12 protein-coding genes and 1 pseudogene are annotated in these 14,773 nt (G+C 36.2%); 6 read left to right on the top strand and 7 right to left on the bottom strand.

Going from position 1 to position 14,773, the window contains the following annotated elements:
- Window positions 1-122 precede the first annotated feature (122 nt).
- A complete protein-coding gene (locus tag H8B06_RS11890) occupies window positions 123-1,700 on the bottom strand; it encodes a CocE/NonD family hydrolase (protein ID WP_317170897.1) in 1,578 nt (525 codons plus the stop codon).
- A 376-nt stretch (window positions 1,701-2,076) separates the two neighbouring features.
- Entirely contained in the window at window positions 2,077-2,253 is a 177-nt protein-coding gene (locus tag H8B06_RS11885; protein ID WP_190994503.1) for a hypothetical protein, read from the bottom strand.
- Between the two features lie 159 nt (window positions 2,254-2,412).
- Here H8B06_RS11885 and H8B06_RS11880 point away from each other — a divergent pair, with 159 nt between their 5' ends.
- The gene (locus tag H8B06_RS11880) at window positions 2,413-2,586 is read left to right on the top strand and encodes a hypothetical protein (RefSeq protein WP_190994502.1); all 174 of its coding nucleotides are present in this window, start codon (window positions 2,413-2,415) and stop codon (window positions 2,584-2,586) included.
- 113 nt (window positions 2,587-2,699) lie between these two features.
- Window positions 2,700-3,629 (top strand): RpnC/YadD family protein, encoded by a 930-nt coding sequence (locus H8B06_RS11875; RefSeq protein ID WP_190994501.1) that lies wholly within the window; start codon window positions 2,700-2,702, stop codon window positions 3,627-3,629.
- A 177-nt stretch (window positions 3,630-3,806) separates the two neighbouring features.
- On the opposite strand, the pseudogene H8B06_RS11870 reads toward H8B06_RS11875, so the two are convergent.
- Together H8B06_RS11870 and H8B06_RS11865 are read right to left on the bottom strand one after the other, a co-directional pair.
- Window positions 3,807-4,445: pseudogene (locus tag H8B06_RS11870) on the bottom strand (AAA family ATPase).
- A gap of 74 nt (window positions 4,446-4,519) precedes the next feature.
- Window positions 4,520-6,124: a DUF4062 domain-containing protein gene (locus tag H8B06_RS11865; protein WP_190994500.1), complete on the bottom strand. Its 1,605-nt coding sequence runs from the start codon at window positions 6,122-6,124 to the stop codon at window positions 4,520-4,522.
- A 671-nt stretch (window positions 6,125-6,795) separates the two neighbouring features.
- Between H8B06_RS11865 and H8B06_RS11860 the strand changes: the two genes are divergently transcribed.
- The gene (locus H8B06_RS11860) at window positions 6,796-7,347 is read left to right on the top strand and encodes a hypothetical protein (protein ID WP_190994499.1); all 552 of its coding nucleotides are present in this window, start codon (window positions 6,796-6,798) and stop codon (window positions 7,345-7,347) included.
- A 510-nt stretch (window positions 7,348-7,857) separates the two neighbouring features.
- Window positions 7,858-8,145 (top strand): type II toxin-antitoxin system RelE/ParE family toxin, encoded by a 288-nt coding sequence (locus tag H8B06_RS11855; protein ID WP_190994498.1) that lies wholly within the window; start codon window positions 7,858-7,860, stop codon window positions 8,143-8,145.
- Between the two features lie 2 nt (window positions 8,146-8,147).
- On the opposite strand, the gene H8B06_RS11850 is transcribed toward H8B06_RS11855, so the two are convergent.
- From H8B06_RS11850 to H8B06_RS11840, 3 genes are all read right to left on the bottom strand, one after another.
- Window positions 8,148-9,974: a hypothetical protein gene (locus tag H8B06_RS11850; protein WP_190994497.1), complete on the bottom strand. Its 1,827-nt coding sequence runs from the start codon at window positions 9,972-9,974 to the stop codon at window positions 8,148-8,150.
- 164 nt (window positions 9,975-10,138) lie between these two features.
- Window positions 10,139-10,918, bottom strand: a complete 780-nt coding sequence (locus tag H8B06_RS11845; RefSeq protein ID WP_190994496.1) for a hypothetical protein — start codon at window positions 10,916-10,918, stop codon at window positions 10,139-10,141.
- Window positions 10,919-11,282: 364 nt separating this feature from the next.
- Window positions 11,283-11,795 carry a helix-turn-helix domain-containing protein gene (locus H8B06_RS11840; protein ID WP_190994495.1) on the bottom strand — a complete coding sequence of 171 codons (513 nt, stop codon included), beginning with the start codon at window positions 11,793-11,795 and terminating at the stop codon, window positions 11,283-11,285.
- Between the two features lie 842 nt (window positions 11,796-12,637).
- Between H8B06_RS11840 and H8B06_RS11835 the strand changes: the two genes are divergently transcribed.
- Window positions 12,638-13,021: a hypothetical protein gene (locus H8B06_RS11835; protein WP_190994494.1), complete on the top strand. Its 384-nt coding sequence runs from the start codon at window positions 12,638-12,640 to the stop codon at window positions 13,019-13,021.
- Between the two features lie 3 nt (window positions 13,022-13,024).
- The gene (locus H8B06_RS11830; RefSeq protein WP_190994493.1) at window positions 13,025-14,581 is read left to right on the top strand and encodes a TlpA family protein disulfide reductase; all 1,557 of its coding nucleotides are present in this window, start codon (window positions 13,025-13,027) and stop codon (window positions 14,579-14,581) included.
- The last annotated feature ends 192 nt before the right edge of the window (window positions 14,582-14,773 follow it).

The raw sequence follows: 14,773 nt of genomic DNA, 5'->3' as shown, positions 1-14,773 counted from the left end.
CCGAGGAGCACAAGCCACTCGCGACTGATTATACCTGACAACTATTTCAGAAAAAGTCCAATTATTTCACGCTAAATGCGAGAAAGAACGTAATGATATCCTGCAAAGAGACGGGTATGTCGTCAGTCTGTCCAAACAGGGATTTTTATATAACTATCATTGTGCCACTTTATTTGTAATGGTATGTCAGCATCTTTAATTGTTTCGTCCACTACAGGTTTACCGGAACCATAATTTATAATCTCAAATGGATGTTTGTTGATGTTGAGTAAAATCACTAAACGGCTGTTTTTGTTAATTTTCTTGCTAACGAATCGTGTATTAGCAAAAGGAATACTTTCTTTTTTATTGAGTTGCAACAGTTGCCGTTTAGTATTGTCTTTTGCATAGCTTGCCCTGCCAACATATCGACTAAGGAAGAAATACTTACCGTTAGGCATTAGTTCATATAATGCCAAAGAAATGTCCATATCTTTTTTATTGATGGTTGCAAACAGGTTTCCTATAAACGAACCATTAATTGAAAATTCCTTTTCAAAAGGTTTTGATGTGAACATTAACCCATTACTTACATCAAGTGTATCAAAAATTATTTCCGGTGTATAATAGTTATTTTGATTTTCCCTGTCTTTAAAATTTACTGTTTGATTTTCAAATTTTCTTGGTTTAGGTTTTTGGGGGGTGAGCGTTTTATTGTATAAATAAAAAGTTAATGTGTCGTTATTCATTTCTTGCAAAGTAGATGAATGTTGCCATTCGTTTGTTCCCATAACCTGATAATTTACTTTGTCTTTAAGTAATTCGGGTTTCGCTTTCCCTTTTAATATGAAATCAATCCAATCATAAGCTAGTTCCATCATATTAACATTAGCAACGCTGTCAATTTCATATCCCATTAAGTTCTTGGCAGGTTTGCGTTGTCCTCCCCAATGATCATAAGGTCCAATGACAAGATAATGGTTTGCATTTTTATTGTATTTGTTATGTAATTTAAAATATTGAATAGCTCCAATTTGAGAACCGTCATAATAACCCGTTGTTGTAAGAATTGGTATGTTGATTTTTGTATATTCTTCGGGTGTGGGAACCATATCTTTCCAATAGTCATCATAATCAGGATGGGATAGCCATTTTTGGAAAACAAGATTTTTATATCCTGCTAAACTATCCATTTCTTTAAAGGCAATACCGTTTTCAAACCATTCAAAAGGCAGACTTCTTCTTATAGGCTCTTTTTTATAAATATTATCGTGTGACCAATATAACCCTAAATTCATCTGTACATTATTTTCCATTGGGGTATCATAACCGGGCATAACTGCCACTTGTGGAACGATTGTTTTTAGTGCAGGGTGGATATTTTTAGCTGTTGCCCATTGGGAAAAACCTGTATAGCTTCCTCCAAACATTCCTACACTTCCGTTGCACCAAGGTTGCTTACTTATCCAATCAATAATGTCGTAAATATCCGTTCTTTCGTTTTCATAAGGTTTATAATTGCTGATGTCTGTTCTTATTCCACGAGCATACGCTACAATTCCGATATAATCTCTGTCGGCTGACCTTTTGCCAAATATCGCATCGCCTGTTCCTTGATGATATGTCGTATAAAATAGGATTGCAGGTAATGGTGTTGTGTTTGTTTTCTTACGAACAATTATTGCAGAAATATCAATTCCACTTTTTGTAGGGATTAGCACACTATCTTGAATAGTATAAATACTATCATTGTGTGTTGTTTGTTGAGTAAATGTCGTGCTGTAAGTCAGTATTAAAAGGATAGATAAAAAAATCTCATTGTTGGTCTGTTCATTTTTGTAGTATTGGTTCCTTACGCTTTCCTAAAACTTCCTTACTTATGCAACAAAAATACATAAATATTTTCTGCCATTTGTTTACTTGAAGGAAAGGAGCGGAAAGCCCGACAGCGATTGAATTTTTGCGTAGGGTCGGTGGGTGGGAAAATGCAATCGATCGCACGCAAGCGGAAATCTACCTGTCAGGCGAACAGGTCTTCGAAATGCTACATATCAGCAAACGGACGTTGCAACACCTTTAATTTGTTAATAAATTATTTTATCCAACAAGGCTAGAATTCTTATTTTTCTTGTCAAGGAGTTCTTGGGGGGAACCGTGTTTCTCTAAGAAAACTTTCGACTTATTTGCTTTTTTGACAAAATATGGGTCGTTTCCATAATCACCCACTGTATTTTGGAAACTGTCCCTGTCTTTTTTATTTTCAAGTTTTTTCATATCAAACGGCAATGTTCTAAATTCATAATCAGCTAGTCGTTAAGCAAATATAGTAAATCTTATGACGGCAAAAATAATTAAAGTCAAAATAAATCGTATTTATATCTGTCAAAAACTTAAATAACTAATCATTATAAAACGTAGATAATACATGAATTGATGTATAAAATATTATCCTTCCCATCTGATGTGGAGGCCGGCAATAGAATGATTAATAATACGGAAATTATCGCGAGCCCAGCAAATTATGAAGATTGGTTCATCGAGCGTTTCAATGCTGTCCATATTGATAAAGCTTTTGCGGAGGAGATAAGAGCTATTATTGAGCGATAGAATCGCAGCAGCGTGGCGTTTTGGACTTACCTTACAAACGAACATGTTCGATTTTATTTTAAGAAATGCTATATTTGAGCCAATAACAATTATAACATGCTCCCATATTTATTATGACCAATAAGAAACTATCAAAACCACCCAAGCAAAACGATGAATTGCTCAAAGGAGCGTTTGAAGAAAACTTTGCTGATTTCTTAAGATTTCTCTATCCTAGCGCCGACGATATATTTGATTTCTCCAAGAGCATACAGTTCATGGATAAAGAGCTGCTTGCGATTGTGCCTGACAGAGAGCGGAAGAAAGGTAAACGAGTAGCCGATCTTCTGGCAAAGGTCTTTGTAAAAGACGGTACAGAAAAATATATCCTGCTCAATACGGAGATCGAGGGTGGGCGGGATGCGGAGTTTGCAAAACGCATCTATCAGTATAACTATCGCATTTGGGACAGGTACGATATATCTGTAGCGACTATTGCCGTCTATACAGGTAATAGAGACCAACCTAAACCCTGCGAGTACAACCTCGAGGTATTGGATACGTCGATCCGTTTCCAGTATCGCACTTACCACATCTTTGATCATAGTGAGGAAGAATTGTTGGCTATGGACAATATCTTTGCTTTTATCGTCCTAGCATGCCAAAAAGCATTGCTGGAGGGTAAGGTGCCAGATGAGGAATTGGGTGAGGATAGGCTGAGTATAGCGAAAACATTGATCGGGCATAATTACGATAAAGATCGCATCACGAATTTCCTTATTTTTCTCAAAAATTTTTTGTATATTAATAATCCGAAAATAAATAGTAAATTTGATCAAGAGATCATTCAATTGACAGGAGGTACAATCGATATGGGTGTTATAGAGATAGTAAAGAAACAGGAAAGACAACAGGGGAGGCAGCAAGGACGTTTGGAAGAGCGTGCCAAAGCTGAGACTGAGAAACTGGAATCCGCATTAAATTTTAAAAAGATGGGCGTTCCGGTAGAAGATATAGCTAAAGGTATGGGGCTCACCGTTGAACAGGTCGAAAAACTGAAATAGTTTTTTAGCCATAAAATAATATATAACACAGGCGCTTTCTGATAAAGGAAGCGCCTGTGTTAATTTACAACCTGAACTACAATCGTACAGGACGTTTTAGCCATCCAAGTGATTAACAATAATATAGCCGATCTCGACCAGAACCTCGAAGCCGAAGCATAAATAAAAAGCCTTAGCTTATGTAGTAGCTAAGGCTTCTTTTTCTTGTACCAGTAGATCTTGCCAGATTTGCGTATTGATCTTGGGCTTAATCGCCGGTGAATCTTTCAATGCGAAAAGACTACGCTTAATGGCGTTGATCAGTGTTTTCTGTATACTGTAGTAGGAGAGACCCTGCGCCTGCTCGATTAACTTTTTCATAGATACTTTGCCGTCAAACGCAAACTTTCCTTCTTTTAGTACCAACCGTATCAATTCGTGTATCTGTTGTTGGTCGGGTAGCTCCAAAGAAATGGCTAAGTCAAATCGACGTAGCAATGCTTCGTCCAACATATCCTTTTGATTTGTTGCGCAGATCACCATACTGCTTTGCGACAGGTAGTCGAAGAGTTGCAGGATAGAGTTTACCACGCGCTTCATCTCTCCGTGATCTTGGCTGTAGTCGCGTACCTTGCCCAATGAGTCAAACTCATCGATAAAAATGATACAGTCCTCCTGTGCCGCCTTGCGGAATATCTTAGCCTAGTTTTTACTGGTCTCACCGACTTTAGACGAAACAATAGCACCCAAATTGCCGACGATCATCATTTTCTGTAACTCTCCCGGGATCACATATGATGCTAGGGTCTTGCCACATCCTGAAGGACCATAAAGCAGAAGCTTGTGGGATATCGGTAGTTGAATATTCCGAGTATCGAAACTTTAGTAGTATTTTTGTCGCATTGGTTTCCTTAATATCCTTCGTTTTGCTGCATATTCGGATTTAGGGCTATTTCCTGTGCAGGTATCGGAAGCACCGATTTAAATGCCGGAATTCCAAGAACTTTTTCAGCATATCCATTCCTTTTGAGAGCAGAAAAATACGAACCTTCCATACCTAGGTTTGCTTTCCAGTCATCCAGCAGAGTAGCAATAAAGTTATTTCCTGTCTCTTTCAGCTGAGGCTGATTATTTCTAATCCTAACCAAATTTATATAGTATAGTGCCTTTTGATGATCTGACAGATGAAAATAAATTTCAGTCGCCATAAGCAATACTTCAGTATAACGAAGGTAATGGACGAATCTCCCTTTTTTACATAATACCCTGAATACCGGGTTATGAAATTGACTGCCCTCCTGATCGGTATCGAAATAACCAATTGATTCCACATCAGTACTAAAAATCTCATGGACAGGAGCTAGCTTATATCTATCTCTATTAATAAGCTTGTCGATATACTCTTTAGCTTTGGAATAGTTTTTTGCTTGCAGTTCCCATCGGACAGCAACGCCAACCGCCAGATCAACATGCTGGGTCGAAAGTGTGCTGTCATGTAGCACGGATTGCAAATTAGCTAGAGACAGCGTTCTAATTTCTTTTACATTGCTGCTTCCCTTCGGAGCCATCTCTAATTCTGGTTTGTTATTGAAGTATGGCACATCGCCCCAGACCTCAGTAAGAACATAATAAATATAGCTTATAAATATATTACCGATTGAAATTACATCCTGTGGAACTCCCCGCTTTTGAGCAAGATCTCTAATGTTGATAAACGTATAAATACATCTATATGATCGTGTCCAGATTTCTTTCACCTGCTGAAGATGTGCAGGTATTTCATTTTTTCGTATCCACTCCAACTGACTATTAGGCAGTTTTGTTTCTGTATTGGAATGACTATACAAACCTTCTATTATAAAATAGATATCTATAAAAGATCCAAAGTCAAACAAACCCTTTTTTAGCACTTTTCGAATATCCCTTTCAGTGAGAATTCCATTTGAAACCACATTCTTGGGTTTTGGTATATCTACATTTACGGTTTGTACTATTTCTTCAATAGGATGCTCTTTAGGTAATACACGCGTCCAGCCTAATCGTGGGTTTTTGTTCATTAATTTATGTAAGCTGGTGGCCACATTGCTTGCCAAATCAGATGGAGTCGACCAAAACTGACACATTTTCCTTTTAACTAATTCGGAAAAACCAGCTAGTTTTTCTTGGTTGACCTTTTTACGTTCACGTTTTTCGGCAGACAATCTGTTAACGTCTCTGTTCAGAATACCAATTACTGGAATTCCTTTCTCTACTGCGTACTCATATTCTAGTTGCGTATAACTTTTGCCACTCTTTTCTTCAATTGAGCCATAAATACCTCCTATGATCACCACATAATAATCGCATTCATCCAAAAGTCCTTTAATTAAAGACCATTGGTCTTCATCAGCTGCTGAAAAAAATTCCATACTGACAGGAATATGTCCCATCTGAAGAACGACCTTGATAACTTCTTGACGCTCTTCTTTTAGATCATTATAGGTAGAACTAATAAAAACTTGGTATTTAACATCCATAGGTTTAGATTTTCATGAACAAAGATAGTAAAAATGGATTTCGTTACAGAGATTTGTGCCACGTCATATTTCTTGTTACATTTCGTTACAATCCACTAAATGTCGCCATATTTGTTACACTTGAAACAAAGCCCTACAATCAATTAAAATAATGTTAACCACGCGTTCACTATGTTTAATATAAAATATTGTATTGTGATGCATTTTATATGCGCATTATATATTAATTATACATAGATATATGCCTGTTTTTGCAGTTTTTAAGGTAAAAATAAAAGTAAAACAAATTTGCAATTGTCGTACAAGTATTAGTAATATTGCTTGAACAAGCGCTCAAAAAGGACGCAAAGATAGAAAAAGATGTGAGGAGTGTATAATTTATTTAATGATACTTTTAAACATTTCGTTGGTAAGTAGAGTTTAATAAGTGTAAAAATAGAAGTATAAATACATACAATTAACGGTATACAAAAATGGGAAAGTTATTCGATAATCTAAACTGTCAGTTTGGGGGAAATAACAATCTGATATTAACACAAGATCATCAGAAACCTTCGTTGGAGAAATCTTTTGAGCTATATCCTGTGGTTAAAATTAAGTTTACAAAATTGCAACCCAAGTATATTAAAAAGAATAGGAGATCTTCCTACTCTTATGTATACCCATAATTAATGCTTGATAAACCTTACAAATTCCGGAAGGCATCGGTTTCCTGTGATATGACAAGGCCTTTTATAAAGCAAATAATCAAGTATGTATTTCAACTTGACGATATTACTGAAAAAAAATATATCTATATCGTCGAGGCAGAATTATATGACTATAACATCTATGCTATAAAGTACTATCCCAAAGTATTAAAACAGCATAAATATAAATATAACATTTTGACTGAGCAGCATAAAGCTAACCGTATCATAGCCACTTGTATGCATATTATTTTTGATATAGTAAATAGAGATCCTTTTGCAAATATTGGATTTTTGGCTTCTCGAACTAGTGATGCACTTGGTGACTACAAGGAAGAATTAAGGTTGACAAAGAGATTTAGGATATACGCGCAGGCATTTATAGATTTTTTTGGACCGAAGACATACTCACATTTCCCAGATAAAAATACCAGTACCTACCTTCTTATAAATAACAAAAATAATGTTCAAGAAATAAAGAAGTGTTCTGAAGATATGTTTACGAAAATATATCCAGGTTTGTTTTCCCGATAGATATTTGCGAAAATAAATAATTTTTTCAGCAATATAATAAACATCTCCAGTTAGGGTTTTTTAATCCTTTTTTTAATCGGAATTTCGCAAATATGTCCGCCCAAAGTATGTCTAATACTCAAATTTGCCAAATGTCGGTTGTTGGATGTGATATTTCAGACATGAAATCCTTCTATCGAAACATTGCATGCAACGTCTGTACACTTTCGGAAACACATGCCCATGACCGGTTCATTTTTAGATTTCCCACCCCTGCAAACCTAGTGAACGACCTAATGAATATGATACGTCTTGCCATTTATGAGATGTATACATCCGGCTTCCGTCACTATGGGTCTTTGTTTAAGAAGAATCAAGTTGACGCCTTTTTCAGTTAATTCGTTTAGCTCTTGTTCGTTAATCTTTGAGTAATTCCCATATGAAAAGAATAGGCTTCGTCTGCGGAAAAGTAATGAGCCGGACGTGTGAAAGACTACAAAGGACTCAAAGCTATATTGGGGCGACATTTATATGGCATTAAAAATTCAATATACAGAAACCTTTGAGTACACATTCAAGGTTTTAGTTGAATTTATACGGGAGAATTGGGGCGAAGCAGTCGTGGAAGATTTTGTTAAGGAAACAGAGAAAATAATCGACTTGATCGCGTCTTTTCCAAATATGTATAAACCAAGTTCTTTTGATAAAAATGTTCGCGTAGCTCAGGTAAGAAAGTTGAGCTCACTCTTAGCGACGAACAACTTACCTTGCTATATATCGTGGACAGCCGTCAAGAACCATTTTGGCAGTAATTTATAGGCTTATTCCAATTCATACATTAAGAATTTTTGATTCTCCAATCTATAAGTTGGATCTTGTCCAAGCATTTTTTCTCTTATCATTTCTTTTAAGTCAGTATCATCCAGACAAAGTATTAGCTCTTTATCGCGATTAAACATTCTCCTTTGTAATATTTTCGCAGAGTTGCCAAGTCCTTTACGTGAGAATATTATTCCGAATTTACCAATCACTAAGTTAAGATACTTAGATGGTAGATAAAATTCATTTTGTTCCAACGGACTGGAATAGTTTTTAAAATCAATTACTATTAGGTTGCAGCTGAAATCTGACTTAACCTGTGCCCAAATTCCAGTTGAGTCAACATAGTTATTATTGATTATTAAATCTCGTCTAAAAATGTTGTCGTGAGTATATGATTGAGTACGGTAAGTGTAGTTGCGAAAATCGTCTTTAAAAAGAAAGCTAAAGATTTCAGTGCAAAGATTTTCATACTCCAACCAACCATTGGTTCCATGAGGACAGTTCTCAAGTCGTTTTAATAAATTATCCCCTGTGGAATAGTCGTCATTTGTTGTCTTATAAGATATGTTTTTGATTCTATCTTTAATAAACCAATGAACCATTTCTCCATTATCTATATTTACTTGTTCACGCCCCAGGTACTCCAAAATGAAAAATTCTATTGAATTTTCTTCTAAATAATTTATTGTTTCTTTGTCGGGCCGCACTTTGAATGCAACATATTCATAATTACCTTCCGTCTCTTTCTTTAGTTGCTGTTTCAAGAGTTCCAAATTCGGAATTGAATCAAAAAAGAGTTTGCATTTCGTATCCTTTCCTTTGTCAATTTTTAATATTTTGTCATCATCAGAAAAGTATACTCTAGTTTTTTGACCTCTTAATAAATAAACTAGATAGTCACGTAAGTCATTGAAATTGGCCTTTTTTATAAATATCTGATGCAACTCTTGAAATATATCTTTTTTGGAAAAGTGATGCCCATATTTATCAATATCAGATTCATTAAATAAGCCCATATAGCCAGCATCAATTTTCCTTTCAATTTCTTCAAGGTTTGAAAATCGAGAAGCAAAGTCAATGTAATCAGGATAGATAAACACCTTATTGTTGTCGTAATTCTTGTAGATATTAACTTGATTTATTATGTCGCTATCAGATTTTTTTTGTGGGATTATGTAAACTCGAATACTGGAATTAAATGCAGTAAATTCATCTGTTATTTCGGGATACTGTTTTTGTATAAAATCTCTATATTCGTTAATCCTTCTCTCAAAATATTCCTTTATGTCTTCAAATTGTCGCTTAGAAATAGGCGCATCTTTTGTCTTTTTTATTTTCTCAATTTTTTCTTCTTGAAGTTTCTTTCGATATGCTAGGTACTCAGCTTCCGTTTTTAAATTCAACCATCTTTTATTTAAACTAAAAAAGAGAGTATCCATTGAAAATTGCCCATTATCCTTTTCCGCTAAATTCCAATTTGAACATATTTCAAATGGCAATTCAATCCTGCTTAGTTCAAGGATTTTTGAATATTCTATTCTGGGATTAGCAGTCTCAAAAGTGTATAAAAGTTCTCCTAAGCAGACATATAATTCTTTGGTGAGAATTCTTTGTGCTTCATTAAAGTCAGTTGTTGGTGATTCAAGAACTAGAAAGAACTCGTCCGAAAATCTCAAGTCAAACAAATGAAATTGTTTGATTTTTTTTATTGCAATAGAAATTTCCTTTTTTATATTGTCTAATATACCATTGCTATTGGGCACAGTCCTGCAAACCTTTTCAAATAAGGTCAATAGATTTTCGTAATTTTCTCTTGTAGCACCCATGTTATTAAAAGCTTACACCTAACGTTTTAGAGCTTTGTGTTCGGGCGGGTTTCGGAGTACAAAGCCTCAATTTATTACTAATGTTTAATAGAAGCACAGAGTTCCAAGTTTGCACGTCAGCCCGCCAGACGCAAAACCTGTGTTAGCAGATGTGCTATTAGATTTTACTTGCCTGTCTTGCTTGATTTTGTTAACCTATTATTAAGGCTGTCGATTGTATAATGAGTTGTCGACCGTACGCTGTCATAGCTTGATTTTAAATTATCGTATCGTAATTGAATTTCTTTATTTGAATTTCTTAAGTCAAACAATTCATTATTAGCGCTTGTCCGTTCATAAAGTGTTCCAAGAGTAAACGCTCCAACTAATAAAGCACTTAAGGACGTGAGAGTACCTATAATTTGTCCAGTTGGCAGGTTTGTTAATGCTATCCACAATTTTTTTAACGAAACATTGTCTAACTGAATAGTTTCCCTTTTTATTCGTTCAATTTCTTCGTCACGATTTTCTATATCCTTTAATAGCCCTTCAGTAGTATCAAGATGTGAGTCATACTTTTTTACTAAGTCATTATATCCCGGAACTAAATCATTCCACTCTTTTAAAAGGTCATAATATTTTTGTTCAAAGTCTTTTTCTGAAATCGTTTTTTTAACGACTGCAATTTTTGAATAATCATTAATAAAATCGATGTAAGAGGATATAAGTTTCTTAGCTATAGTTTTTCCTTCGGACAAAACTCTCCATTTTTCTGATGTGACAAATGTGTCGAAATTTATGTGGCTAACTTGTAACCATTGTGTTGAACCAAGTGGGAATATTTCTCTTAGGTCCAAAACTGTCCTATCTTTCCAAGCTTTCGAATTAAAATCAAAAGCATCGATTTCAGAAAGTCTGCTTTGTAGAATTTTTTTTGCCTCCTCTGCTGGGATATTAAGTTTCATCAGTCTGTTTTGTCAAGTAGTTTTTGTGTCTTCTGAGAATATCTGCTAACTTTCAAATATACATAATAATTGCACATTCAAGTTATTAATATAAATCGCCTGTAAATATCTTTGTTTCAACTATATAGACTCCCTCGGCAATCACTATAACTGTTCTAAAATGGCATTGATATATAGGTCAAATGAAAAAGGGGGGAGCCATGGGGAAGTAAAACCTCTAGTATGGGTGATACCTAATGATACTCCAAGACAATGGTATTGAGAGGTTATAGCTTTAAACCAACTTTATTGTTTCTCATTAACCACTAGGGGAAACGAACTTCACGGATAATATGTCTAATTCGAGAATAGAAATCGGTCATTCTTATCTCTTCCTATATATGTTCGTATTCTTTTTCGTTGAATGAGGCCAACATTCTACGAACTCAGATTTTTGAAGTTCAGTTGATAAACTACTGCCTTTATAGACAAGATTATAGTTTTTTAAAATTCTCCTTACATCCTTAATTTCCATATTGGGATTGGTTGTAAATTCGCTGTCTTTCATGAGAATGAATTCAATGGTATACGGAATCGATGGGTTTTCTGATAATATTTTACTGTATTCTGTATTATTTTTGTGATGTAACTGCAAGGTTCTACGGTAATCATCTGGAGGAGCGATTAATGTTGTTGTTAGTCTTCCAAAGGACACGTTGAAAAAGATACTGGCTTTTTCAATTGCAGAGATGTCGAAATCATATCTGCCTTTTTTCAAATACTGCATCCACCTCTTTGATACTCCGATTATATTACCGAATTCCTCTAATGTTATACCACTATAACGAATCAGCATCAATATGTTTTTCCTTGTTATTTCCGCATTGAATTTCTTCATGCGGCAAATTCATAATATAAATGATCTAAAAAAGTGCAAATAAATTCTCTTTTTTAGATTATAATTTTTATGTTTGTTTTGTCAGACAATAAAAGTTTTTATCGGAGTAAAATTTAAAATTATATAAGATAAAGTAAAGAATTAGACAATAAAACGAACGCTCGTAAGGAAATCTGGCGATTTTTAATAGTAACACGGGTGTGAGTGATGCGTCAATTCCGTATCTTTAGAAAATTTTTCTAGGATAGGGTTGGCGCTTGCTTAAAGCATCGTGTTACGTGAATATTGGGCCTAGACGATATTTCAGAAGGCTCCGCCAGAGCCTTCCTTGCGGTGACAGCAAGTGATCAACCCATTTTTATTGATTGCTGCTAGTTCGTTGAAAATTACGAATTATGGAAAAATCAATTAAAAAAATTAAACACCGGATAGCATTGCAGAATTGTAATGTATTTGGTGTTTTTCTTTTTTATAAGCTGCTCTACAAGAATCTTATTTCTCCACCCGACTAGGTGGTTGCGTGTGCCATTTTGGCTTTTTCACAGGTGCGACAATGCAAAACCGAATCATAAAACCAAATATGAAATCCAGTATCGTTCGCATCATTTCCAACAATATTTTATTAACTGCGTGTGGCCTAAGCTAGATTTAGCCGCAAAGGAGAAATAACGAAGAATAGGAAAGAACAAAATCTCCAGGCTACATCCTACACAACTTTTAAAAAATGAAGAATTTTTACAAGGGGAGAGGACTGTACTTACCTGTTGTAGAGATGCGATTGATCGCAACCCTACCTAAGAAACAAAAGCGATCAACGCTTACGAGGGCAAAGGAGGTTATATATGGACGCTAGATATCTGCCCTTGCTTTTAAATGTTCGGGAAATTACAGTAGAAAATTATGACCCCCTAGAAGTAATACAGGCTTTCTGGATTAAATATGGGGTTAATTATAGCCGGCTGCATGTCCTAAACCTGTTTTTATCTTACAAGGGTGAAACCGAACTCCAAGAGGAACTTAATGAGGAGGAGATGGAACAGTTTTCACGAGATGTAATGGCCTTGTTTATGGCGTATTATATAGTTCACCAAGAAAAAATAATGCCCGAAGATATACAGATACCTGTTGAGGAAGTTCCCGAAAAGAACGAAGAGGAAAAATTCTATAGTGAAATCCTTTATACAATGCTAGGGCTTCGTGATTTCGAACAAAAACTAAACCGTTAAATTATGACCAATAGCAATAATCATAAAAGTATTGATGCAACCTTATGGGAAAAGCAAGCGTCTATGTATAAGGAGACGTTCTTAAGCCTATTAATAAAATTTCCACACTTATTCTATCAAGGGACAGAGAACAGATCAATTCCTTTTGTCATGGGATTGATTTGGTTTTTATCGAAGAGTTTGTTTTTTAAGGCAACGAAGAACAAAGTAGTCTTTTCTTACGGACTACTTTGGTTTTCAAGAAGATTATTTTCGTTTTTGGTCTTGAAGAACATAAGAATCCTTCATCTGGGATTCTTATGTTTCATGTTGTTTAATCTATCAACAGCCTGGGCGCAGTCCGCGGAAACGCGGGCTGCCGAAAGGCAAACCGAGATTAAGCCACTGGAAATAGGGGATACAATCCCCAAACAGCTCTGGAACTTGCCTTTACAGGTTGTGAATCACGCTACCGGAAAGGATACGATTACCCTAAACGACTATCAGGATAAAAAACTGATTATTCTGGATTTCTGGGCGACCTGGTGTGTACCCTGCGTTAAATCATTAACCCAGCTGGATAGTGCCAGCGCTGTTTCCGGCGATGATCTAGCGATACTACCCGCTACTTATGAGGAAGCTTCCGTCGCAAAGTCATTTCTGGATAAACGGAAACTAAACCTGCCTTCTATCCATACGCAATCAAACGAATCACTTAAACGCTTCTTTCCACACCGTATGGTACCCCACCAGGTATGGATAGCAGATGGAATGGTCAAAGCAATAACCGGACATCCGCAGAATATTTTAACAGATATTGCCGCAGTTTTAAGAGGGGAAACGGTGGACATGGAGAAAAAGGCAGATATGATAGCGTATGACTATCGAAAACCGCTTACTCCATTCACTTTGGAGGCGGATGTGTGGACCGTCTCGCATACGTTAAGTAAACGACTGGACGGGGTCGGGACAATGGCTTCCCGTTTAGTAACGGACAATAGGCAGTGGATCACCTTCAGTAACTATCCGCTCATACGGCTCTATGCGCAGTCACTCGGATTACCGACCAACAGGATCACAGTAGACACCGGTCGGCCGAAGCTGTTTGCCGGCAATTCCGGGAAAGCCCCGGATAACATCGTTTGCTATCAACTTATTGCGCCGAAAGATTATACCGATAGCCGCACAAACGACTATATCGTCCGGTCGCTCAATCTTGATCTCGGGCTGTGCGGGAAATGGGATTCTATTGAAATGGACTGCTGGATAATCCGGGAGTCATCCGAAAAGCTCAGCATAGACAGTTTGGTACAGCCGGAGAAGCAGATGATAACGTTGGCCGATTTGCTGGACAGGTACAACAATAAGATAGCGGGCGTTGCAAGCCCCATTTACATAAATGAAACCACAGGCAAAATGTTGGTAAAGGACGAATTTTCCCTAGCAGATCTTAACGATCCTACTAAAATGGAGCAGATGCTCTCACGGTACGGAATACAGATAGCACCAGCCAAAAGAAAACTGCCTGTTTACAGAATACAGGATATGACTGACATCCAATCTATAAATCAACAAAAATGAACAGAAATATATTGCTACTCGTTTTTTTATTGACAAGTGTCTTAGGTTATGCACAGGTCAAACAGTGGAGTTGCTACCTTTAGTGCGAGACAGATTTAATAAGTAATTTTAAATTTGTAGAGATGCATAGAAAGTTTGATGATTCATTTAAGATAATGGCGGTGGATCTGAGCGTTGTTAGAGGTTCGGTGG

Origin of the sequence: Sphingobacterium micropteri (genome assembly GCF_014692515.1) — a bacterium.
GTDB classification, from domain to species: Bacteria; Bacteroidota; Bacteroidia; order Sphingobacteriales; family Sphingobacteriaceae; genus Sphingobacterium; species Sphingobacterium micropteri.
Note: the sequence above shows the minus strand (reverse complement) of the source record. Positions and strands in the feature narration are given on the sequence as shown.

Coding starts and splice junctions, on each gene's coding strand:
- H8B06_RS11885 (WP_190994503.1), bottom strand. CDS start 2,253: ATGAAAAAACTTGAAAATAAAAAAGACAGGGACAGTTTCCAAAATACA.
- H8B06_RS11880 (WP_190994502.1), top strand. CDS start 2,413: ATGTATAAAATATTATCCTTCCCATCTGATGTGGAGGCCGGCAATAGA.
- H8B06_RS11875 (WP_190994501.1), top strand. CDS start 2,700: ATGACCAATAAGAAACTATCAAAACCACCCAAGCAAAACGATGAATTG.
- H8B06_RS11865 (WP_190994500.1), bottom strand. CDS start 6,124: ATGGATGTTAAATACCAAGTTTTTATTAGTTCTACCTATAATGATCTA.
- H8B06_RS11860 (WP_190994499.1), top strand. CDS start 6,796: ATGCTTGATAAACCTTACAAATTCCGGAAGGCATCGGTTTCCTGTGAT.
- H8B06_RS11855 (WP_190994498.1), top strand. CDS start 7,858: ATGGCATTAAAAATTCAATATACAGAAACCTTTGAGTACACATTCAAG.
- H8B06_RS11850 (WP_190994497.1), bottom strand. CDS start 9,974: ATGGGTGCTACAAGAGAAAATTACGAAAATCTATTGACCTTATTTGAA.
- H8B06_RS11845 (WP_190994496.1), bottom strand. CDS start 10,918: ATGAAACTTAATATCCCAGCAGAGGAGGCAAAAAAAATTCTACAAAGC.
- H8B06_RS11840 (WP_190994495.1), bottom strand. CDS start 11,795: ATGAAGAAATTCAATGCGGAAATAACAAGGAAAAACATATTGATGCTG.
- H8B06_RS11835 (WP_190994494.1), top strand. CDS start 12,638: ATGGACGCTAGATATCTGCCCTTGCTTTTAAATGTTCGGGAAATTACA.
- H8B06_RS11830 (WP_190994493.1), top strand. CDS start 13,025: ATGACCAATAGCAATAATCATAAAAGTATTGATGCAACCTTATGGGAA.